This window comes from Vibrio sp. 10N.286.51.C3, assembly GCF_003050065.1.
Taxonomy (GTDB): Bacteria; Pseudomonadota; Gammaproteobacteria; order Enterobacterales; family Vibrionaceae; genus Vibrio; species Vibrio crassostreae.
Genome location: NZ_PIGC01000008.1, coordinates 128,168 through 151,180 on the forward strand (window position 1 = coordinate 128,168; position 23,013 = coordinate 151,180).

Here is a 23,013-nt window from a genome sequence, read left to right on the forward strand (position 1 = left end):
TGAGGGCACTCAACTAATTTTGAGTGGATGATACCAAGTTTAACGTTTGCTTTTTTGATTTTGATACGGAATCGGGAGATTAAGCACGTTGAATGTGTGCTTTTGTTTCATGAGTCTTTTGTAATTAACGCACTTCCTCTTGTTGAGGCAGGTCTTGTTGTCTTAACTTCTCGTTTTTCAGCGTGCGGTTCAGTAGTTGGCTGTAAATCGGCTGACCCCCTAACATCTGCGCAATGATTACGGCACCTAGACAGGTGATGATCAACGGTAGGATAAGGTAGTAGTTATTGGTCATCTCGATAACCAGTAATATACCCGTAATTGGTGCACGCACGGTTGCAGCAAATAAAGCGCCCATACCTGCAATCGCAAACATGCCCGGCTCGATATTCAGTTCAGGAAAGAATGCCGCGGCGATAAGCCCAAATGCGTAACCAAAGAGTGTGCCGAGTGCAAGCATCGGCGCAAAGATACCGCCCGGAGCACCAGAGCCAAAACAAAGCAAAGTGGTGATAACACGCCCTAGAAAGATCAGTAGCAATATGTTGGTGCTGTAGCTGCCATTAGTGATATTCGGGATGATACCAATACCACCGCCAGTCAATTCCGGGATATAAAGCAGCAACAAGCCAAAACAGCCACCAAGCAGGGTTCCGGTTATCAAGTAGCGTTTGCGGTCGTTCTTATGTATTGCCACAAACATATCTTGCGAAAGTGTTATTAGCTTATTGAAGATCACGCCAAATACGCCGAACAACACGCCAAGTAATAGGAACAACCACAGTGCACTCAGTTCAGGCGGTTGGTATTGAGGCATTGTGATAACGGCAGATTGGCCATTGATCGAACGAAATACAATGTTGGCTGAGATTGCAGAGATGATGACGGCTTTGATTGAAATGAGTGAGTAGCGAAATTGTGGTCGCATCTCTTCAACAACGAACATAATCCCAGCCAATGGAGCATTGAACGCAGCAGCCAAACCGCCAGCCGCACCAGAAGCGAGCAGTGAATGTCGAGTATCGTCATCTTTCACTCGGAATATGTCAGTCACCATACGTCCGATGCTTCCGCCCATTTGCACGGTAGGCCCTTCACGACCTAACACCATGCCAGAGCCTAACGCGCCCATACCACCAAAGAATTTCACAGGAAGTACTCGCCACCAACGAACAGGTCGCATCCCGTCCATCGCGCCTTCTATTTCAGGGATACCTGAGCCGGCAGCTTCTGGAGCGAAACGGTGAACGAGGAAATAGCCAATGAAAGCGAATGCAGCACTAATAAGGAAAGCCGCAAGCCAAAGTGGTAAATAGCTACCGATTTCATCTTTCAGCCAATCGGTACGAGTTTCTGTGATGAAATGAACCGCAACCTCGAAATAGGTGCCCACCACGCCAGCAAGGATACCGACAATGCAAGAAAGGAAAAGTACTGAAGCGGGTGTTTTGTCTCTAGAGAGAAATTGGTTGATAGCATCCCTTGGCATTTTTGCTAAAAGGGATTGCTTAATTCTCTCTCTATTGGTCATTTAAGTTTGGTTCCTGAGTTGATGCGGGGAGGGCCTTAGTAAATTATACGCCTCCTCTGCATATCCTATAGCAGCAAAGATGCAAAGTTGAATTTCATTTATGAAAGAAGTGTATTACATAAATGGAATGTATGGACAATATAGTGTAATCGCCGTCACAGTTTTGATCGATTCTCAGGTAGCAACTTGTATTACGCCAAAAATGAACCATAGTTAAATCGTAAAGCAACATAACGAACCGCAAGGAGAAGTGAGGTTTTACACACAATTTGGATGGATTCAGAAACAAAGTTTTTAGTTCCTCGTTAAATGTTCAGGTCGATATTTAAGGCTTCCTGATTCGCGAACTCACGATTGAGTAACGAGGGTGAGGCGTACTGACAAGTACGCCTTTAGTCCGTCTGGAGCATCCAAAATTCTGCTTTTCACTTCAATTATCTATTTATCTGCTCAAAGTCTTTACACTTCGTTAAGCACTGTATCTCTGTTAATCAGCTTAACCCTCTATTTAGTTAACCCATTCTTCTGCTCGCCAATCTGAGTATAAACAAGCGATTGGGGTCAACTTTTTGGTAATTGAGTATATACTCCCTTAAAAAGGAGAACTGATATGACTAAAAAAGTTCCTACAAACATCATTACGGGTTTCTTGGGTGTTGGTAAAACGACAGCCATTTTGAATCTGCTTAAAAACAAACCTGAGAATGAAAACTGGGCTGTTCTGGTTAATGAGTTCGGGGAGATCGGCATAGATGGCGCATTGATGACGGACCAAGGTGCTTTGATTAAAGAAGTGCCGGGCGGTTGCATGTGTTGTACAGCGGGTGTACCTATGTCTGTAGGTATTAATGCTTTACTTCGCCAAAAGCCAGACCGCTTGTTGATTGAGCCAACAGGCCTTGGTCACCCTAAACAAGTGATTGCGACGCTGACTTCTGAGCAATACACGCCATACGTTGATCTCAAAGCGACGCTTGGTTTGGTTGACCCACGAAATCTATCCAATGAAAAGTACACGTCGAATCAGAATTTCAATGATCAACTAGACAGTGCCGATGTGATTCTTGGTACTAAGGTTGACCTTGTTCATTCTGAAGACATCGATGTGTTTAATGATTGGGTGACGGATCAAACGCCGGCCAAAGTCTTCCATAAGCTAATTCATGATGGTGAAGTGCCATTGGAAGTGTTGGACATTGAAAGAGTGTATGGCAGTGCTTCATCTCATCTTGAAGCGCACCATCACGATCACGCTGACCAAGAACCTCAATTCCAACTTCCTCCCGGTGAAGCTTTCATCCGTAAAGAGAATAAAGGGCAGGGCTACTTTAGTTGTGGTTGGTTGTTTGGAGCAGAGCATAAGTTCGACTTCGATGCGCTATTCTCAATGTTGTCGGATCTAACGGCTGAGCGTGTAAAAGCCGTAGTGAACACCGACCAAGGTTGCTACGCATTTAATGTGGCGAATCAAGTTGTATCTGTGAACGAAATTACGCTTGATGGTTTTGAATCTCGATTGGAAGTGATCGACTCACAACTCATGCCGTGGGGCGATCTCGAGCAGATTCTACTCAAGCTGTGTGGCATCAAATAGCCTCATTTTTGCTGTTTGAACCAATGAACTCGGTGTTTACTTCGTTTAAGGCGGGGTAAACACCAGATTAAATGAGAAAGTTTGCGTTATATCACGATAAATGTGAGATAAATCACTCTAATTACTTTATAGTGCTCGGCTGAAATAAGAATGTAGGCTGTCTGCTTAAGGAACCCGTAACAATGTCATTTTCCTCTCAAGGTTTTGCTCCTGAATTAGTCAAAGCGTTGACTGAGTGTGGTTATGAAAAACTCACTCCAATTCAACAAAAAGCGATTCCAATGGCTCGTAAAGGCCATGATATTTTTGCTACTGCTCAAACCGGTACGGGTAAAACAGCGGCATTCTCATTGCCTGTTATTCAGCACCTACTGAACAGCGGTAAAAAAGCATCTCGAGGAACGGCTCGCGGCCTTATTCTTGCTCCAACTCGTGAGCTTGCTGCGCAGATCGCTCAAAACATCAAAGACTACGTTAAATACACTGAACTAAGCGTTTCAGCCGTTTACGGTGGTAACAAGATGTCTTCACAGGTTCGTCAATTAGAGCTGGGTGTGGATATTTTGGTTGCGACTCCAGGCCGCTTAGAAGAGCACTTAGAAGCGGGTAACGTGTCTATTGCCAACCTAGAATTCCTAGTGTTTGATGAAGCCGACCGTATCCTAGATATGGGTTTCATCAATGCCGTTCGTAAGATCATGTTGGATGTAGAAACCTCTCCACAAATCATGATGTTCTCTGCGACAACATCGACTCAGTTGAACCAATTGTCTGTTGATATTCTACGTAAACCAAAACGTATCAGTGTTGAGCGTGAAAACTCAACGGCTGCAACTGTTGGTCACGTGGTTTACCCAGTGGATCAAGAACGTAAAACTGAACTGCTTTCTGAGCTTATTGGCCGTAAAAACTGGCGCCAAGTGCTTGTGTTCGTGAACTACAAAGAAACAGCGAACGATGTCGTTAAAGAGCTTAAGCTAGACGGTATTAAAGCGGTACTTTGTCACGGTGATAAAGCGCAAAGCGCTCGTCGTCGTGCTTTAGACGATTTTAAAGAAGGCAGAGCGCGTGTAATGGTAGCAACAGACGTTGCGGCTCGTGGTCTTGATATCGAAGACTTACCACACGTAATTAACTACGACATGCCTTTCCTAGCGGAAGATTACGTTCACCGTATTGGCCGTACAGGTCGTGCTGGTAAACAAGGTCACGCAATCTCTTTCGTTAATCGCGAAGAAGAGCTGACTGTTGTTCAAGTTGAAAAATTGATTCAACAGCGTATTCGCCGTGTTGAACAACCGGGTTATGAGCCGAAGAAGCGTGATGCTTACATTGAAAAGCTGAACACTAAGTCGGCTTACAAAAACCGCCAAGGTCGTAAAAACAATGCGAACGAAGAGCCTCAAGATCAAGCAAGCGCAGAACGTCGTTTGACTATGATGAAGCGAATTAAAAACCGTCGTAAGTAAAATTACGGTTGGTAATGAAAAAGAGCCACTGTATTGTGGCTCTTTTTCGTTGTGTCGCTAAATACAAGGTCGCTCCTTACAAAGACAACTCAACAAGCTGAACACTCAAATAAAAATAAGTCGATAAGGTAATAATATGGATAGCGCGCTACTTTGGGCTTTTATTCCCACGTTTTTCTTTGTATCAATCACGCCCGGCATGTGTATGACCTTGGCGTTAACACTGGGCATGAGCATCGGTTACAAGCGTACATTATGGATGATGGTCGGTGAACTGGCTGGCGTCGCGGTAGTTTCAGTGGCCGCAGTATTAGGTATCGCATCTATCATGCTGAACTACCCATGGTTGTTTACAGGCTTCAAGTTTGTGGGTGCAGGGTACTTGTTCTACTTGGGTGTTCAGATGTGGCGTTCAAGAGGAAAACTGGCGATCAGTACTGATAATCAAACAACCAAAGTCAGCAATGATTGGGACTTGGTGGTTCAAGGCTTTGTTACTGCGATTGCAAACCCGAAAGGCTGGGCGTTTATGATTTCTCTGCTGCCTCCTTTTATCAACAGCAGTAAAGATTTAGCACCTCAGTTGATGATTCTGGTTTCTATTATCTTAGCTTCTGAATTTGTTTGCATGACTCTGTACGCGACAGGTGGAAAGAGCTTAAAACATATGCTGGGCAAAGCCGATAACGTTAAGTTAATGAACCGCATTGCGGGCACCTTGATGATGGGCGTAGGTGTGTGGTTGTTCGTGAGTTAACTGTGATTAACGGTATTGCGATTAACGAGAACGGGTAGAGAGATCCCCGACTCAGTCGTTCCTCCTTCTCGAGGATGACGATGAGCTCAAGGGCTAGGACTCTTGTTTCAACCGAAGATTGATAGAATAGAAAAAGAGCGATAGGGCATTTAACCTTATCGCTCTTTTTGATTTTACCTAGCTAGATGTTAGAAATGCTTCTGATTTTAGCCAGTTTTACCGATTAAACCGCGATTTCCCCACCGTCTTCACGACGAATCACAACCGTTGATGCTCTTGGGCGAACATTGCCTTGAGTTTGTACAGTTGCATCGTCTGATGATGGCCAGTTTGCAGGGTGTTGAATGTTCACAAACAGTGATTTGAAATCTGGGCTGATGGTAAAGCCAGTCACTTCACAACCGTTTGGACCCACAAAGAAGCGTTTAAGCTGTGCCTGGTTGTTTGCATCAATCACCGCGCTGTTGCCTTTGTCGTCCGTTAACTGAGATGGAACTACTGCCAGCATTTGGTCGTTGGTGTACCCAGTAACTTCGTCTGCACCGTTATCTGTTTGAATCCACAAAATGCCACGAGCATCACACGCTAAGCCGTCAGGGCTCGCGAATTGGTTCATGTCTGTTAGTCCTGAGCGGTTGATAGATTTATCTTCCACTGCAGGAGAGCCGAATACAAAGATATCCCAATCGAATTCGCCAGCCGTTTTACCTTCATCCCAGCGGATAACATGACCAAACTTGTTGTTTACGCGAGGGTTCGCTGAATTGGCTTCTTTGCGCTTATTGTTGTTCGTTAGCGTTAGATAAGCCGTACCTGTCATTGGGTCTACAGAGCACCATTCAGGGCGATCCATTGGCGTTGCGCCTACAAGGTCGGCTGCGCCTGCGGTATTAACGATAAGTGCGGCTTGAGAGTCATATGAATCACCTAGCTTGCCGCCGTTTGTGGTTTTGCTGCTGAGTGTTAATGGTAACCATGTACCTGAACCGTCGTCGTTGAACTTAGCGACGTAAAGCGTGCCTTTGTCCATGTATTTGTCGCCCGCGCTTAGGCGGTTGCTTGGCTCAGCGTCACGCGGGTCCCATTTTGCTTCAGAAACAAATTTGTAGAGGTATTCGAAACGAGAATCGTGGCCAGAGTAGAATACGATCGGTTCTCCTTCGGTCAACTTACCAAATGTACAGCCTTCGTGACGGAAACAACCCAGTGCAGAACGTTTTTTAGCGCGAGAGTTTGCTGTGTATGGGTCGATTTCAACAATGTAGCCGTGACCGTGTGCTTCATTACGGTAATCGTCCATTGGTGAATCAGCGGTTGGTGTTACATCAAAACGTGCGAACTCATCCAAGCGTTCTTGTTTGTCACCAGAAAGTGTGTCCCAACCGTAGCGAGTTTTGTCAGTAGCGATACCGATACGTTCTTGAGCTGGTGTCGTTGTACCTTTATTGACGAAGTAACCTGGCCAGTTCTCTTCACAAGTTAGGTAAGTGCCCCAAGGTGTGTAGCCGTTGCCACAGTTATTCAATGTTCCACGAGCTTGGCTACCGTCTTGTGAGAATTTGGTTTTGGTAAACTCACTGTGAGCGACAGGGCCAGACAGGTCCATCACAGTTGCGCCAGTGTAGCGACGGTTAAGTGGATCGTTATCGACTATTACCCATTGATTGCCTTCAAGCTTAACGCGAACCACACTCACGCCGTGTGCGTTGATCTCTTTACGTACTTCATCAATGTTAGGACGAGCGCCTTCATTGTATGTAGGGCCATTAGCGTGCAGGGCTTTTTGGTCAATGTATTCGTGGTTGATCACCAACAAACCGTCATTGCTGTTGCCGTCGAGTGGGAAGAAGTGCATGCCATCGTGGTGCATTCCCAGTGCGTTGGCTTGGTCTTGTGCGTTGTTTGTACCGTCTTTTAACCAAGCATTACCTTGCTTGTTAAGTGGCGTACCCCAAGGAACAAGCACTTGTGCTGTGTAACCTTTCGGTACGACAACACTGTCAGTCAATGAGCCTTTAACCGATTCAAACGCTAGAGTCGCGGTGCTTTTCTGCGCGCCTGTTGCTTGCATTGTTGCGGCGTTAGCTGTGCTGTGACCCGCTAAACCAAACGCGCCAAAAGCGGTCATTGCACTGATGCCTAAACCGCCTTTTAATACATTTCTTCTTGAAAGATTTGCATCTAGAACTTCTTCGAAGGGTTTGTTTTTACTCTTGTTAAAACGAGTGCTATCAAATGTTTCCTTGCTCATCGCGACTGCTTCCTATTGGCTGACTTTATTATTCGTTATTTATGACTTACCCGCCTACTAGGGCGTGTTGACCTTTTGCGGTTAAATTTTGTTCGAGATAAAAGCGTTTTAATCGCGGCGAGGGGGAAGTAGCCTAGTCATTCTAAGCAAATCCTCCTCAACAAAGAGTAAAACGCTTTTTGCGGGGGCGCCCAGATCGAACCCTTCGGGCAGCGTTTGCTGGTCATTTCTACTGCGTTATCGGCTTCTCATGTAGGCTAGCTACACATCGAAGCCTCTGCCTTGTATAAATACCCAGCAACTCGCTGCAAAAATCAGCTCAAAAGATCAACACGCCCTAATTAATTGGTTAATAAGTTGGGTAAATGTGTGACCAATCGTGAAGCAGTTAAGTGACAGATTTTTATAGTTTTCATTAAGCTTTTGTTTCTGTAGCACGATTTTTGCCATAACACTTCTCATGCAAGACAAAACACTTGGGGATTGGGTTAGAACTGTGTATAAATGCTTAATCAAATGAAAAGAGAGACAGTTATGAAATTAGATAAAATCGAAAACAAAAATCGTCGCCTACGCAAAAAGCTATACCTAGGTGAATTCGCGATTCTGGGTTTTGAAGTAAGCTGCAAGACATCGATTACTGATTTTGATCAATACGATGTGTTCATTGACGAGTTCATCGATTTCATCGACAGCATCGGTCTGTGCTTTGGTGGCGGTGGTCTTGAGCTGTTTGAAGGTTTCTTATGCTCTATTGAGCGCTACCGTTCAGTGACAGAAGCAGAGCAACTGCAAGTTGCACAATGGCTTGAAGCGCGTGCTGAAGTAACGAAAGTTGAAGTAAGCGAGCTTATTGACGCAAACTACGCGTTCTAAATTGATGTTGTTCTGTTAGCTTTGCTTAGAGGTCTATACGACTTTTAGAACGAGCAACAATACACAAAAACAGAGGCCGAATCGGTATATCGATTCGGCCTTTTTGCGTTTTCTTCCTTTCATATTCTTTTTTTATGTTTCCCTTTTGCTTTGTGAGGCGACTAATTTCTCTTAAATATCAGTGCTCTATGGCTACTTATCTGGGCTGTAATAAGTTTGGATAAACTTGTGAGACTTTTATGAGAATTCAATGAAGTTGCTGATAGATTTGATCGCCATTCTTAGAGTCAACAACACCACTGTTCGTGGCTGACTAGATAACACGTCTTTCGATGTTATTGATTCGCCAGTCACGAAAGGACTCGATAAAGGATGGAATCAAAATGAATAAACGTACTCAAATCAGCTTAGTGATTGGCTCAGCGATGTTCGCTTTTGGGGCTGTTCAAGCTCAGGCAGCCCAGCTTGAGGTGACTGTCACCAATGCCACAAAAGGGATCTACTTTACGCCAATCTTGGCTGCGGCTCATGATTCAAGCTTGTTCATGTTTAGAACGGGGGAGGCAGCTTCTGCTGAGTTGGAATCCATGGCGGAAGGTGGCGATATTTCAGGTCTATCTAGTGTTATTGCTAACGCGGGCGGCGTGGTGGTTGAGAATCCAGCAGCCGGAATTCTCAATCCAGGCGTCGCAACTACGTTTGATATCGATACGGGTGATTTAGCTTACTTGTCACTCGGCGCGATGTTGTTGCCGACCAATGATGGCTTTGTTGGATTAGACAGTTGGAAGATCCCAACTCAAGCGGGCACCTACAAAGCCACACTCAATGGTTATGACGCAGGTACAGAAGCCAATGATGAGTTGGCAGGCAGTATGCCAAATCCTCCCTTTATTACCTTTGGTGCTGGTGGTACTGGTGTGGAGACTGCCGTGTCTAACGCTAAGGTTCATATTCATCCGGGTAACATTGGTGATAGTGACGCGGCGGGCGGTATAAGTGACCTCGATAGCAGTAGTCATCGTTGGTTAAACCCTGTTGCAACTATCACCATTGTTGTTAAGTAAGGGGGATGTATGAAAGCTAGAATTCTATTTATCGCTGCCTCTGTTGCCGTGTTAGCCGGTTGTCCTGATGATGACGATGATTACTATCGCTATGATGTGAGTGTTACTAACCTCACGCCCAACCAACCTATGTCGCCACTTGCGGTGCTGACGCACAACACCAGTTTTGATCTGTTTGAAATCGGGCAAAGTGCTTCCGTTGACCTTGAATACTTAGCTGAAGGCGGCAGCAATGCTGAACTTATCGCGCTTAGCGACAGCGACGCTAATGTCTATCAAGGTATCTCAGGCAATGGGCTAATTCTTTCGGGTGAGCAAGACACGGTGTCTATTCGTATCGACCCAAATCAAGAGGAATATATCTCAGTTGCCTCTATGTTGGTGAACACCAATGATGCGTTTGTTGGTGAATCTGGTTTATCGCTGAAATCTTTGGCGGTGGGCGACACGTTCGTTATGAACATGAATGTGTGGGATTCAGGAACTGAGCTCAACGATGAGCTTGCTGCAACCATTCCGGGACCAGCAGGCGGTGGTGAGGGCTTTAATACCACACGAGACGACACCGATGTAGTGAGTTTTCATCCTGGTGTCATCAGCCAAGATGATGGTCTTGCGACCTCCGCATTAAGTGGCAACCATCGTTTCCTTAACCCCGGTGCGCGAATTACCATCACTCGCACTGAGTAACTAGTTGAATACACGATGAAAGAATTCCTGCTCTGTTCCGGTCAATTGAAAGGTGGGCAGACTCAGAATAGAGCAGGGATCATGAATAGTGCTGCGGTAAATTTGATGGCAAACATATTGCTGGTCGAAGACGACGATGATTTGGCCGAGCTGGTGCAGATGCACCTCAAGTTCCAAGGGCATGATGTTGTAAGAACCAATTCAATTGAAAAGGCTCAAGCGTTATATCAGGGAAGCCAGTTTGATTTGATCGTGCTTGATCGAGGCTTACCTGATGGCGACGGTCTTGATTTCTGTCGATTGCTACGTCAGCAAGAAGACTGGGCGCCTGTGTTGATGCTTACAGCTAGAGACACTGAGCTAGATAAGGTCTTAGGCTTAGAAGCCGGGGTCGATGACTACATTACCAAGCCTTTCAGCGTTCTTGAGTTTCAAGCTCGAGTAAGGAATATACTGCGTCGCTTAAGTCACTCTGAAGCAATAGTGAAAGATCCGCAGTCAACCGAATCCGTAATGAGTTTTGGCAGGCTTACCATCCAACCTGAGCGTCATCAGGTTTCATTAAATAATCAAGATGTCCCACTTACCGCAACCGAGTTTACGTTACTTCACTTTTTAGCTACCCGACCGGGGCGCGTCTATAGCAAAGACGAGCTGCTCAATCACGTTTGGAATACCGATCATTCTGGGTATCACCACACGGTGTGTAGCACCGTTAACCGTTTGAGAACTAAGTTGGCCGTGCCGAATAGCGACGATGACTTCATCAAAACCGTGTGGGGTGTGGGCTATAAGTTCGAATCGAAAGTTTAGGGTTATGTGTCGCATCTTAAGCTTAAGAGGCATCGAGGAGAGAACATGAGTTTCAAATCGCGTTTAGTGCTGTTTACCAGTTTGTGGTTTCTGCTCGTGAGTGTGGTTATCGCCTATACCTATCATTGGCAAAAAGAGACTATAGAACAAAGAACTAAGCAGAGCTTACATAAAGATCTCGCGCTGCACATGCGTGATGATAATCCTCTGATGATTGGCACGGACTACAACCCGAAAGCACTCAAATCCATATTTCATACCTTGATGTTGATTGGTCCCGATTTCGACATCTACTTTCTCGACAGTCAGGGCAATATCACGACACACGCCGCACCAGAGGGCACTGTGTTGGCAAACCAGATAGACTTAGCACCCATTAAACAATTCTTAAATGACGAGCCTTATCCGATTCTGGGTGAAGACCCGATCAACCCTGAATCTCGTAAGGTATTCTCTGTTGCTGCGATTGAAGAGTTGGGTTCTACGGTGGGGTATCTGTATGTGTTGATTGGCAGTAACCGCCATACCGTCATTGCCAATTCACAAGTCGATACGCCTTATATGGCGCTAGCCGGGCTTATGCTGATCTCTATCTTAGGCTTTGCGATTGGCGCTTACCTGCTCGTAAAACGTAGCCTGTTGAACCCTATTGAAGAGGTTACCAATAAGCTACAACAGCAAGCAGAGCAAGATTTCCGCCTCGACCCCAACTTCATACATCAAGTACCGGAGTTGGTGCCGATCGCACGCTCTTATCAGTTGATGGCGAAACACATTCAGCAGCAATTCTTACAGCTTGAGTATCAGTCTTCACATCGTAGACAAAGTTTATTGCAACTGAGCCATGATTTGAAAACACCGTTATCAAGTGTGTTGGGTTACTTAGAAACATGGAAGATCCAAAACCCTCAATCGGATTCACTGATTGATGTCGCGTATCGCAATGGTAATAAACTGTCTGAACAATTGCATTCACTGCTCGACAGTGCCAAACATGACAATCCTGTCCCTACCTATCGATACGCATCGATAGATTTGAATGGGTTGCTTAGCGAGTGCTTAGAAACGATTCAGAGTCAGTACCGCCATAAAGATGTCGAACTTAAGGTTGATATACCTGATGGAGTAAAAGCAGCTGGTGACAATGACTTGCTTGAAAGGTTGATTTTGAACTTACTAGACAATGCGTTGAGGCATAGCCCAACTGGAACAGTAGTTTCACTGAGTGTTGATTTAGAACCGGATTCGAAGCGGGTGAAGGTGGTGATTCAAAATGAGGTGGAGCAGGAAGCACCGAATGGTTCATTGGGAATAGGAACCAAGATCGCGCAGTCTATACTGATGTTGCATCACAGTGTGCTAGAAACAACAAAGGCAGAGAACTCATTTCAGCAAAGCTTTTACTTGCCTTCGGTATAGTTCTGTCTGCCTTTGGTTTAGCTTGGTGTGTATTTACGTAGAAGCAACGTTAAGCGTCTTTGCTGCCTTCGTTACCTTCGTTCACTTTTGCGTAGAAGTGAAGTAGCTCAGTTAATTCTTTAACCCAACCAAATGCATCTTTAGGTGCATTCTTTAAAATCTTTTCTACTTTCTCACAGTGCACTTCGATTGCGATTGCTTCTTCAAGGTTGAAAGAAATTGAGTAGAAGTGCCAAAGCAGTAAGCGAGTCATTCGCTCGATGTTCTGTTGCGAGTTATCCGACTCTGAGAAGGCTAGGTTCACTTCACCAAGCGCGATAGCTGTCATTCGAAGCATTGCGTCAAATTTCGCTGATTGCATGCGTTCTTCGCTGGTGACTTCTTCTTGTTCAAACGTGAACAATTCTGTCATTGCGTCTTCAGGAACAAGGCGATGGATCATTCTTAAACTAAATTCTTCTAGTTCATGACGAGGCATGGTGATTAAACAATTTAAGGTGTAGTCGCGTTGCATGGTGTTCTCTTGAATCAGCAAAAAGGTCGGACAGTTTAATGGAGAAGCGAGCTTAGAAAAAGCAGATTTTAGATAAGCCTACCTTTGCAGACTTATCTGGATGCCGCATACCTGAAAACTAGCGAAAATGGTGAATATAAAAAGCGTTACGCTTTACTATGACTTGGCGGTTGGTATTGCATGGACTGGTCGTTTCTCATAAAAATGTTGCTCGCAACCAAACTGCCAATGCAAATCGAACCAAGGGCGAGCCAAGTCATCGCATCGGGAATCTCGTTAAAAAGCGGGATGGCTAACAAGGTTGCTACTGCGGGGGTTGCACTGCCAAAGGCGGCAGAACGTTCAGCCCCTAAGGTATTGACCGCATAAAGGTAAGTGAACGCCGCTATTAAACCCGCCCCAACGCCTTGCACAGCTGAATGAACGGCAAGCTCTGTGTAGGGCCAATTAGCGATAGGTGTATCCATTAGATGGCTTGGGAGTGTTCCGGTCAGGATTAGGACGAGTAACAGCAAAGTAGAGCAGAGCGAAATAAAACCGGCACTGACTAACGCATTAAGATTAGCGACACGGGCAGATATGGTAAACGTTGCCCACATTAAGCTTCCGCATAAAAACAACAAATGGCCTTTGGTGTACTCAAAGTTGAAGCTGCTTAAGCTACTTCCCAAAAACAACACAATACCGAGCAAGACCAAACCTAAACCGACAACACGGTGTCGGCTGAGCGGCTGCTTAAAAAAGAGTACGGCAATTCCTGTTACGAAAAGAGGGAGCGTGCCCGGAACAAGAGCACTGCCATGTGATACCGGAACAAACTGCATGGCCGTTCCTGCAACAAGCAGATAAGGCAATCCGCTACCGACAAACATACCCGTTAGATACCGTTTAGGGACTTCAGCAATCACGCTGCGTGCTTTCCATATCAGAGGCAATAAAACCAAAGCCGGTATGAGAAATCTTGTGAGAGCGATATCTGCAGGTGTTAAATCTGAATTTGCGCCGCCTTTAAGAGAAAGGAAAAAACTCGCCCAAATGAGCAGAGTGATGGTAATTGATAGATAGCCAAGATTCATAATAAACAATGAAAGTGAATGATGACTAATTATGGAGGAGAGCTCGTGCCTTAAGTTGGCAAGTTTCGTTCTAACTTGACCTATCATTGCGGATTTCTGCTAACATTCTTTCAATTGTTAACGAATTTAACTAATGAATGGCTTTCACTATGGACAGAATTGATAGACATCTTCTCGAGTTGCTGCAAAAGGACGGTAGATTGACCACGGCAGAGTTAGCTGATGAAGTAGGCTTATCCCCGTCACCTTGTGCTAGACGTATCAAAAGGCTTGAAGAAAAAGGCATTATCGACAGTTACCGCGTGAGCTTATCGCGAGAGAAGGTGGGTGTGGCGATGAGTGTGTTTGTCGAAGTGAGCCTAAACAACCACCAAGAAGTGTCGATCGATAAGTTCGAGGGAGCGATTGTCGAGATGGAGGAGGTGATCAGCTGTCATGTGGTGTCTGGCGCTTATGATTATCTGTTAGAAGTCGTTAGCCCGAACTTGATGGCCTACGAGGCATTTACAAGAAAACTTCAAAGGCTCTCTAACGTGAAAGACATTCATACTCACCTTGCGATAAGACAAGTAAAAGGTAATGCGCCACTGCCAATTTATACCGATTAAACCAAAATAAGAGCAGTAACGCGGCGGTAAAGTGAGCTGAAAACGAAATGGTTTGATCTTTAAAGAAGAGCGAGAAAGTTACCAAACATCTCTCACAGGATGACAAACTCACGGCAATAAAAAACGGAGAACCTCGTGAAAGGTACTCCGTATATGTAGGTGCAAAACTTAGTGATACTTAAAGTTAGAGATTGAACAATCCCCAGTTTGTGCATTAATTCTGAATGAAAAAGCATGTGAATGGTAATCCACACCATCATTCCAAATTGTTTCTCCAAATATCTTACATAGCTCTAGCTCACTTACTGAACCGAACTCTTCCATGTGTTTAGCTACAGATAAAAGTTTACCTCTTATCTCTGCAGTCCATTCCGTGTTACTCAAGCAGTTGAAAGCCATAGTCTTTTGCATATTACCTAGCCAAAATGTTTCTTGTTATTAAGTTATATGAAGATTCATGATAACAATTTTCTGGCGTTTGTAAATCTATTTTGTGATGAATATCTCACATACTCGCTTGCATTGGTCGGAAATTGAACTTTATTGTTGATAGTTAGCACATTAGTTTTACAACTTATTGATAAATCTTTGATTAGCGAGCTCTTAGAATAGTATGAAGTGGGTAGAGCATATTAATCGGAAAAGTCCAGTCAAACAGTGAGGTGATCTAATGGCTTCTTCAGTTTGATACATCGCTTATTGGTTGGTTTGTGTGGCGTGCTTCATCAATCATCGTAGCTTCTCTACGGTATATTGACGACAGCTGCCGGAATTTTTCACTGAGTGTATGGAGATCTCGGGAGAGTGATTGTGAGCTTTGTACGTGCACTTGTGCACTTTCTGTTTGTCTCGGTAGTTTTGCTCTAGCACAATGTTTAGCGACGGCTTGCCAAGAGTGTGTGAGAGACTCAGCTCCATCTAACTCGGTAGACACAACGTATGCCTGTTTTAATAGAACCTCAGAGACATCGTAAGCGGTATTCATATGACTATTGAGCTGTACATTAAACCTTTGCTCGTACTTTGCCCAAAGCTCAACGATCTGCTTTTTGGTGAAATGTTTGGATAACAGCGTTTGTGACTTGTAGGTTGAGAGAACTTGGTTGAATTCTTTGGTGTATTGGTTGTAACGTCCTTCAAATGAGAGCTGGCGATCCAGCAGTAGTTGCCAGTTTTCACTGCTACATTGGTTTGCTAGCACGACATTAGCACTCAAAGGTACACACACAATGATAACCTTCACCCAAAAACTCATGACTTTCCTCTACTTACCGCGTTCTCTATAGAGAGTATAGATGAGCAGCAGCATGAGTTGATGTACACTTGAAAGATACCTAAAACGGAAGAGCTGGTGGATTTGATGAAAAAAGCGCTGATCGCTTTACTTGTGTTGTTAATATTGGGCGGAGGAGGAGCTGCGTATTACTTCTTGGTCATGAATAAAGACCCAATTCCACCAGAGAAAATGGAAGAGCCAGCTGTAGAAGTTACTCAGCAGTCAGAATTCGACCGGGCACCCATCATGGATCTGCAGCCTGAACCAGAACAGACGGAATTTTACGTTTTGGATAGAAAGCTTGAAGTGGTAGAGCAACCTGAAATTGATGGGTTGATAACAGATTATCTCTACAAAGGTGAAAAAGTCGAAGTATTAGAGAAACAAGGCGAATGGGCTCGTATCTCTGATTATATTGTTCTCAAAGAAGGTGGCCCGCAGACAGCTGAATGGGTGTCTATGTCAGGTCTATCTAATGATGAAGTGATTATCTCAGAAAAAGAAAGCAAAGAGATATTAGATTCCTATTTGGTTAAGTCTGATGACCTCAAGATCCATCAAGAGAAATTCCGTAATTCGGTGGCTAAACTGATCTCTGAAGGGGAGTGTGCCCCAAGTGATTTTGAAGAACTCGGCGGATGGGTGAAATCGGTTAAGTACAGCAATCGAGATGTTTATTTTATTTATTGTGGCGGGTTGTCCATTGAAAACAAAATTTATCTTGATGTAAATACAAATGAAATATTTACGAAGTAGCAACCCACGCTCTATTTATTAATGATTTTAATTAAGCCCACTCATAGATTGAGTGGGCTTTTTTTTGCCTATCCATAATGTTCAGTTTTCCAATTCAGAACGTTAATTATATTGAAGTTCATATAGAATGATAATGAACCATTTATTAATGGATAATAAGATTTTTGTTATTATTTCCATGGTCAATCATTTCAAATTCTCACTTTGCATTCTTCTTGAAACAAGCTAAAAAATATAGGTTTATCTCCTATTAACAATGACTTACCTACTTGGTGATAAAGTTAAAATTAAATAAATCCTAATGATATCAGCACCTTGCATTGGTTTACATGTTCGCAACATTTCATTGATTTTGAGAGGGAAGTCAAGTTTTCAATCATAAGATATAAATATTTCCCATTTGTAATAATATTTTTTGATTTTGAGTTGTAGGGTTTAATTAAAGCAAAACGTAAAGTTTAATTATCAACTAAGACATTATCTTATTAACATCATTGTTATTTAATTGCTTGTAAGGGATGGAACCATTAATGAAAAAACTTGCTTTAATTACAGGGTCAAAAGGCGGTATCGGCTCAGCAATTTCCTCTAAATTAGTTGCAGACGGCTATCGTGTTATCGCGACTTATTTTACTGGAAACTACCAATGTGCATTGGATTGGTTTAATGAAAAACAATTCACCGAAGACCAAGTGAGATTGTTTGAATTAGATGTTACTAATACCGCGGAATGTGCGCTGAGCTTAAGCAAGTTGTTAGAAGAAGAAGGCACGGTGGATGTGCTAGTCAATAACGCAGGTATTACACGTGATAGCGTATTTAAAAAGATGGATGCCGAAGCGTGGAAAGAGGTTATCGAAACGAACTTAAACAGTTTGTTCAACGTGACTCAACCTCTGTTCGCTCCTATGTGTGAAAAGGGTAACTGCCGAGTCATCAATATATCTTCAGTAAATGGTCTTAAAGGTCAATTCGGACAAACTAATTACTCGGCAGCGAAAGCTGGAATGATTGGGTTCTCTAAAGCTTTGGCAGCGGAAGGTGCTCGTAGCGGTGTGACAGTGAACGTGATTGCCCCTGGTTACACTGCAACGCCAATGGTTGAGCAAATGAAACCTGAAGTACTGGATTCAATCAAGAACCAAATCCCGATGAAACGCTTAGCAACACCTGTTGAAATTGCAGATGCAGTGGGTTTTTTAGCGAGTGAATCTGGCGCGTACATTACAGGCGAGACATTGTCTGTGAATGGCGGCTTGTACATGCACTAATGGCGAAACTGACAGGAATTGAATAATGGAAAAAGTATTTATTGTTGCAGCGAAACGCACACCAATTGGTTCATTTACGGGTTCATTGAAAAACGTTAACGCAGGTGAATTGGCTGGTGTAGCGATCAAAGGTGCTCTAGATTCAGTAGACCTTCCCCTAGATGTCATTGATGAAGTGATTGTCGGTAACGTGATTTCTGCTGGTCAAGGTATGGGCGTTGCGCGTCAGGCTTCCATCTATGCGGGGCTTCCTGAGGAAACACCAGCATACGGTGTGAACATGATTTGCGGCAGCGGCATGAAATCAGTGATGGACGCCGCGGCGCACATCAAAGCACAAGATGCTGAATTGGTTATTGCTGCTGGCGTTGAAGTGATGTCCCAAATTCCTTTTGTGGTTCCAGCGAGCGTTCGTAATGGTCACAAAATGGGTGACATCTCAATGAAAGACTTACTGGTTGGTGATGGCTTAACCGATGCGTTTAATCACTACCACATGGGCATGACCGCTGAAAATATCGCGAATACGTTGAATATTTCTCGCCTTGCTCAAGATAACTATGCCCTAGAAAGCCAACAGAAAGCAGTCGCGGCGATTGAAGCAGGTAAGTTTAACGATCAAATTGTGCCTGTAGCAGTTAAGCAGCGTCGACAAACTGTCACTTTTGATACCGATGAGTACCCGAAGTCAGATGCAACCTTCGAAGGTCTACAAAAGCTTCGTCCTGCCTTTGACCGTGAAGGAACAGTCACGGCTGGTAACGCTTCGGGCATCAATGATGGCGCGAGTGCAATCATCTTAGCGTCTGAATCTGCGGTAGCGAAACATGGTCTAACACCTTTAGTGGAACTGACCAGTTACGCACAGTCTGGTCTGGACCCAAAGATCATGGGCTTAGGACCCGTAGAAGCTGTTTCGAAAACGCTTGATAAGGCGAATCTAACTCTAGAAGAAGTAGATTTGTTTGAATTGAATGAAGCGTTTGCAGCTCAAGCTCTTGGCGTGATGTACCAATTGTCAGAGCAGCATGATTTCCCGCTTGATGCGTTCAAACCAAAGGTCAACGTGAATGGTGGTGCAATCGCGCTTGGCCATCCTTTAGGTGCTTCAGGCAATCGAATTATTGTTTCACTCATCCATGAAATGCTTGAACAGAAAACGACTTATGGCGTTGCTTCACTCTGTGTGGGTGGAGGAATGGGAACCGCTGTTTTGCTAAAAGGTATGGAAGGTTAGAACCTGACATATCGGTGGCAAGCTTAAAAAGATCGATTCAGCTTTGCAAAGCATCGTGAGTTAGTCGATAAGCGTCGGCTGAATCGATAGTGACACAAATTTATTAAACTATGTATTCATCAGGAGTTATTTATGTACACGGATATTTTCAAAACAATTACTGACCAAACTGAAAAGCAATTTGAACCGTACTTAAAGTTCAACAAGTTGGTTGCAAAGAACGTCCAAACGATGACAGAGCTGCAAATGAATGCTATGCAGACTTACACGGACATGGGGCTTGCGCAAATGAAAGCAGTGACTGAAATCAAAGACGTGACTAGCCTAACGGCTTTCAACAGCCAGCAACTAGCAGCGCTAACTCAGCTGTCTCAACAGATGATGAGTGACAGTGCTAAGCTTCAAGCTGCGGCAAAAGAGTTCAAAGAAGATGTTGAAACACTAACAACTGAAAACTTGAAAACAGTTACACCTGCATAAATAAAATCGCCATCGAGTTAGCACTGTGTTTACTGTGAGGCTCGGTGGCGATTTTCCGATTATTGGAGTCATGTTATGTTTCAACACTTCTTTTCGGACTACCTTGTTAAACTTCAACAAACGAACCAGCAATGGTGGGAAAACTTTGAACAAAACAAGGAAGCCGCGCAATCTCCCCTCAATCAAGCGATGCAAGAATTGAACTTTGATGATGCATCAAAAATCTTCGAGCAAGCCGCCAACCAACCCGCCGTTCTACTTCAGCTACAATCTCAATGGTGGGAACAACAACTTAAGATCTGGCAGAATGCCGCGCTGATGGGCAACACCGAAAGTGTTATTTCAGAAGGTCGCAGCGACAAGCGCTTTATTGATGAAGCGTGGAAAAACGACCCATTCTACAGCTTTATCAAGCAATCTTATTTGCTATTCAGCAAAAGCTACATTGACACCATCAATTCTATCGAAGGCATCGACGAGAAAACCAAAGAGCGTGTGGCGTTCTTTTCACGTCAGGCAATCAATGCTCTCTCTCCAAGCAACTTCATTGCGACTAACCCAGAGTTGATGAAACTAACGCTCGAGCGAAATGGTGAAAACCTGCTTGATGGATTAGAGCAGTTACAAGCAGACGTTGAAGCGAGTGCTGATATCCTCAAGATCCGTATGACTAACAATAACGCTTTCCGATTAGGTGTTGATGTTGCTAACACGGAAGGTGATGTTGTCTTTCAAAACGAGTTGTTTGAACTGATTCAATACTATCCCAAGACACCGCAGGTCAATGCGACGCCTTTGCTGATCGTCCCGCCGTTTATAAACAAGTACTACATTCTTGACCTTCGTGAGAAGAACTCGATGGTGCGCTGGTTGCTAGAGCAAGGACATAGCGTATTCATGATGTCTTGGCGTAATCCGAGCGAGGCGCAGAAAGACCAAGAGTTCGGTGACTATGTCACGGAAGGTGTAGTGAAAGCGGTTGCGGCGATTGAAGACATCACAGGTAAAGAGCAGATTAACGCAGCAGGTTACTGTATCGGTGGTACGGTATTAGCCTCTACGGTTGCTTACTACGCTGCGAAGCGCATGAAGAAACGCATTAAAACCGCGACCTTCTTTACAACCTTGTTGGATTTCTCGCAGCCGGGTGAGGTTGGCGCGTATATCAACGAAACGATCATTAACGCGATTGAGAAGCAGAACGACGCCAAAGGTTATATGGATGGTCGTTCATTGAGTGTGACGTTCAGTTTGCTTCGTGAAAACAGCTTGTACTGGAACTACTACATTGATAATTACCTCAAAGGCAGCAGCCCAATGGAGTTTGATTTGTTGTATTGGAACAGTGATAGCACAAACGTAGCTGCTAAGTGCCATAACTTCTTGCTGCGTGAGCTTTACCTTGAGAACAAACTCGTTCAAGACAAAGGCGTGAAAGTTGGTGGCGTTTGGATAGATCTGAATAAGATCAAAATACCAAGCTACTTCATCTCAGCCAAAGAAGACCATATTGCCTTGTGGCAGGGGACTTATCGCGGTGCATTGAATACGGGTGGCAACAAAACCTTTGTATTGGGTGAATCCGGTCATATTGCAGGCATTGTTAACCATCCAGGCAAGAAGAAGTACGGGTTCTGGTTGAATGACAATCTTGATGATTCTGCTGATGAGTGGCTATCAAACGCAAGCCATAATGAAGGTTCATGGTGGACACACTGGGATCAGTGGTTACAGGGCTTTGAGACTGACGAGCAAATCGAACCATTCAATCAAGGTTCTGAGCTTAACCCTGTGATAGGCAAAGCGCCGGGCAACTACGTAAAACAGGTGCTGCCGATTGTTGATACAGAAGCTGTCGATAAAGAGCCTGCTGATACAGAAGCTCCGAAAAACGAAGCTTAGATTTTGCTATATAAGGCTTTCTTTATATTAGCTGCGATGTCGTTTTACTAAGGTTCCATCATCCCCCTAGCAGTAAACAGAAACGCCAGATAATAAAAAAGCCACTGAAATCAGTGGCTTTTTCGTATCAACTCCTATCAGAAGCAACTGGTAGACGTTGATGCAATCTCGATTATTAATCGATTTCTTTGTCTTTACCCATAGATAAAATCCAAAGAGATACGGCTGCAACACCTGCGAAGCCGCCAAGAATGATAACTGGCATAGCGCTGTAACCTAGGATGTGCCAAATTACGCTTTCTAAAGTACTCATTCAATCGCTCCTTATTGCCAGCCTTCAACGCCGTGCATGTCTGGTAGTTTGTGTGCAATACCTTTGTGACAGTCTACACACGTTTTTTCACCAGAAGCTAGCGCAGTCGAGTGTTGTTTTGCACTACGAGGGCTTTGCTCTGAGAAGTCCATGTAATCGAACTGATGACAGTTACGACATTCAAGTGAATCGTTCTTTTTCAATCGAGCCCATTCGCGTTCCGCTAGGTGAGCACGACGCGCTTTGAACTTTTCTTCAGTATTGATGGTCTTCGCAATAAAGTGAGCGTATAGCTCTTTAGATGCTTGAACCTTACGAACAATCTTATCCGTCCATTCGTGAGGTACGTGACAGTCTGAACAGATAGCACGAACACCAGAACGGTTGGAGTAGTGAATTGTCTCTTGGATTTCAGCAACGATAGGTGCGTGACAGCCAGAACAGAATTCTTCCGTGTTGGTTGCCTCCATACCTGTGTTGAATGCACCCCAGAACAAAAGACCACCCGAGAAACCCAAGAACAAAACAACGCCTACGGCTGCTTTACTTGGTGTCGCGAGTCTTTTCCAAAACGCTTTAAGTAATTTTATCATATATAGCCTCTCTTACAGTCCGGCTACGATTAACGCAGTGAATCTACAGGTTTGAACTCGTTCTCAACTAGTGGCTTAGCATTAGCTTGAGGTACGTGACACTGTAGACAGAAGTAACGACGAGGTGATACATCTGCAAGTACCGCATCTTCACGGTTCATGTAGTGAGTTACACTCACTTTAGTAGCACCCATTTCTTTTGCGTTTTTCCAGCTGTGGCAAGAAAGACACTTGTTAGCGTTAAGAGAAACTTCATAGCTACGAATAGTATGAGGCACTAGAGGTGGTTGGTATACGTAGTCACTCTCAAGTACTTGGTCACGAGGGAACTTTTTGAAGTCATCTGCTGCGCGAGTTGCTTCAAGTTCACTTGCACCACGTAGAGATTCTACGCCACCAATGCCGCCTGGGTTATCCAGCTCAGCTTCAGCTTGAACTGCACCAGCTAGCAAAAGACCAGCTGATAGTAGGGCAGTAATCAGTTTTTTCATGGTTAATTTCTCCGCCTAAAGGCTAATTC

Annotated in this window: 23 protein-coding genes; 14 read left to right on the forward strand and 9 right to left on the reverse strand. The window is 44.2% G+C overall.

Annotated elements, in window-relative coordinates:
* Positions 1–124: 124 nt before the first annotated feature.
* Entirely contained in the window at positions 125–1,531 is a 1,407-nt protein-coding gene (gene clcA / locus CWO27_RS10820; protein WP_048660058.1) for a H(+)/Cl(-) exchange transporter ClcA, read from the reverse strand.
* A 610-nt stretch (positions 1,532–2,141) separates the two neighbouring features.
* Between clcA and CWO27_RS10825 the strand changes: the two genes are divergently transcribed.
* From CWO27_RS10825 to CWO27_RS10835, 3 genes are all read left to right on the forward strand, one after another.
* A complete protein-coding gene (locus CWO27_RS10825) occupies positions 2,142–3,125 on the forward strand; it encodes a CobW family GTP-binding protein (RefSeq protein ID WP_048660059.1) in 984 nt (327 codons plus the stop codon).
* A gap of 182 nt (positions 3,126–3,307) precedes the next feature.
* Positions 3,308–4,594, forward strand: coding sequence for a DEAD/DEAH box helicase (locus tag CWO27_RS10830; RefSeq protein WP_012600498.1), 1,287 nt, complete (start codon positions 3,308–3,310; stop codon positions 4,592–4,594).
* A gap of 136 nt (positions 4,595–4,730) precedes the next feature.
* Entirely contained in the window at positions 4,731–5,351 is a 621-nt protein-coding gene (locus CWO27_RS10835; RefSeq protein WP_048662612.1) for a LysE family translocator, read from the forward strand.
* A gap of 223 nt (positions 5,352–5,574) precedes the next feature.
* On the opposite strand, the gene CWO27_RS10840 is transcribed toward CWO27_RS10835, so the two are convergent.
* Positions 5,575–7,602: a PhoX family protein gene (locus tag CWO27_RS10840; RefSeq protein WP_102433491.1), complete on the reverse strand. Its 2,028-nt coding sequence runs from the start codon at positions 7,600–7,602 to the stop codon at positions 5,575–5,577.
* Positions 7,603–8,136: 534 nt separating this feature from the next.
* Between CWO27_RS10840 and CWO27_RS10850 the strand changes: the two genes are divergently transcribed.
* The 5 genes from CWO27_RS10850 (at position 8,137) to CWO27_RS10870 (ending at position 12,467) form a co-directional block, all read left to right on the forward strand.
* The gene (locus CWO27_RS10850; RefSeq protein ID WP_057623238.1) at positions 8,137–8,478 is read left to right on the forward strand and encodes a YggL family protein; all 342 of its coding nucleotides are present in this window, start codon (positions 8,137–8,139) and stop codon (positions 8,476–8,478) included.
* A gap of 383 nt (positions 8,479–8,861) precedes the next feature.
* Entirely contained in the window at positions 8,862–9,545 is a 684-nt protein-coding gene (locus CWO27_RS10855; protein WP_102431714.1) for a spondin domain-containing protein, read from the forward strand.
* Between the two features lie 9 nt (positions 9,546–9,554).
* On the forward strand, positions 9,555–10,235 hold the full coding sequence (locus CWO27_RS10860) for a spondin domain-containing protein (RefSeq protein WP_102431713.1): 681 nt from the start codon (positions 9,555–9,557) through the stop codon (positions 10,233–10,235).
* Positions 10,236–10,316: 81 nt separating this feature from the next.
* Complete coding sequence (locus CWO27_RS10865) at positions 10,317–11,048, forward strand: response regulator transcription factor (protein WP_102431712.1); 732 nt, start codon at positions 10,317–10,319, stop codon at positions 11,046–11,048.
* Positions 11,049–11,093: 45 nt separating this feature from the next.
* Positions 11,094–12,467, forward strand: a complete 1,374-nt coding sequence (locus tag CWO27_RS10870; protein ID WP_102431711.1) for a sensor histidine kinase — start codon at positions 11,094–11,096, stop codon at positions 12,465–12,467.
* A gap of 49 nt (positions 12,468–12,516) precedes the next feature.
* On the opposite strand, the gene CWO27_RS10875 is transcribed toward CWO27_RS10870, so the two are convergent.
* Both CWO27_RS10875 and CWO27_RS10880 read right to left on the reverse strand, forming a co-directional pair.
* On the reverse strand, positions 12,517–12,981 hold the full coding sequence (locus tag CWO27_RS10875; protein WP_102431710.1) for an exoribonuclease R: 465 nt from the start codon (positions 12,979–12,981) through the stop codon (positions 12,517–12,519).
* Between the two features lie 146 nt (positions 12,982–13,127).
* Positions 13,128–14,057 (reverse strand): DMT family transporter, encoded by a 930-nt coding sequence (locus CWO27_RS10880; protein WP_048666318.1) that lies wholly within the window; start codon positions 14,055–14,057, stop codon positions 13,128–13,130.
* Positions 14,058–14,206: 149 nt separating this feature from the next.
* On the opposite strand from CWO27_RS10880, the gene CWO27_RS10885 reads away from it, so the two are divergent.
* The gene (locus tag CWO27_RS10885; RefSeq protein WP_102431709.1) at positions 14,207–14,665 is read left to right on the forward strand and encodes an Lrp/AsnC family transcriptional regulator; all 459 of its coding nucleotides are present in this window, start codon (positions 14,207–14,209) and stop codon (positions 14,663–14,665) included.
* A 168-nt stretch (positions 14,666–14,833) separates the two neighbouring features.
* Here the strand turns inward: CWO27_RS10885 and CWO27_RS10890 are convergent, their stop codons facing one another.
* Positions 14,834–15,076 (reverse strand): hypothetical protein, encoded by a 243-nt coding sequence (locus tag CWO27_RS10890; RefSeq protein ID WP_017062621.1) that lies wholly within the window; start codon positions 15,074–15,076, stop codon positions 14,834–14,836.
* Positions 15,077–15,344: 268 nt separating this feature from the next.
* Positions 15,345–15,920, reverse strand: coding sequence for a hypothetical protein (locus CWO27_RS10895; RefSeq protein WP_102431708.1), 576 nt, complete (start codon positions 15,918–15,920; stop codon positions 15,345–15,347).
* 96 nt (positions 15,921–16,016) lie between these two features.
* Here CWO27_RS10895 and CWO27_RS10900 point away from each other — a divergent pair, with 96 nt between their 5' ends.
* From CWO27_RS10900 to phaC, 5 genes are all read left to right on the forward strand, one after another.
* Complete coding sequence (locus tag CWO27_RS10900; RefSeq protein WP_102431707.1) at positions 16,017–16,697, forward strand: SH3 domain-containing protein; 681 nt, start codon at positions 16,017–16,019, stop codon at positions 16,695–16,697.
* A 530-nt stretch (positions 16,698–17,227) separates the two neighbouring features.
* A complete protein-coding gene (locus CWO27_RS10905) occupies positions 17,228–17,968 on the forward strand; it encodes an SDR family oxidoreductase (protein WP_048613548.1) in 741 nt (246 codons plus the stop codon).
* 25 nt (positions 17,969–17,993) lie between these two features.
* Entirely contained in the window at positions 17,994–19,205 is a 1,212-nt protein-coding gene (locus CWO27_RS10910) for an acetyl-CoA C-acetyltransferase (RefSeq protein ID WP_102431374.1), read from the forward strand.
* Positions 19,206–19,337: 132 nt separating this feature from the next.
* Positions 19,338–19,685, forward strand: coding sequence for a phasin family protein (locus tag CWO27_RS10915; protein ID WP_048660075.1), 348 nt, complete (start codon positions 19,338–19,340; stop codon positions 19,683–19,685).
* A gap of 75 nt (positions 19,686–19,760) precedes the next feature.
* The gene (gene phaC / locus CWO27_RS10920) at positions 19,761–21,587 is read left to right on the forward strand and encodes a class I poly(R)-hydroxyalkanoic acid synthase (RefSeq protein ID WP_102431375.1); all 1,827 of its coding nucleotides are present in this window, start codon (positions 19,761–19,763) and stop codon (positions 21,585–21,587) included.
* Between the two features lie 175 nt (positions 21,588–21,762).
* Here the strand turns inward: phaC and CWO27_RS10925 are convergent, their stop codons facing one another.
* Genes CWO27_RS10925 through CWO27_RS10935 form a run of 3 tightly spaced genes read right to left on the reverse strand, consistent with a single transcriptional unit; the run spans position 21,763 to position 22,984 of the window.
* Positions 21,763–21,900: a TIGR02808 family protein gene (locus CWO27_RS10925; RefSeq protein ID WP_010430103.1), complete on the reverse strand. Its 138-nt coding sequence runs from the start codon at positions 21,898–21,900 to the stop codon at positions 21,763–21,765.
* Positions 21,901–21,911: 11 nt separating this feature from the next.
* Positions 21,912–22,493 carry a NapC/NirT family cytochrome c gene (locus tag CWO27_RS10930; RefSeq protein WP_009845456.1) on the reverse strand — a complete coding sequence of 194 codons (582 nt, stop codon included), beginning with the start codon at positions 22,491–22,493 and terminating at the stop codon, positions 21,912–21,914.
* Between the two features lie 29 nt (positions 22,494–22,522).
* Entirely contained in the window at positions 22,523–22,984 is a 462-nt protein-coding gene (locus CWO27_RS10935) for a nitrate reductase cytochrome c-type subunit (RefSeq protein ID WP_017062614.1), read from the reverse strand.
* Positions 22,985–23,013: the final 29 nt, after the last annotated feature.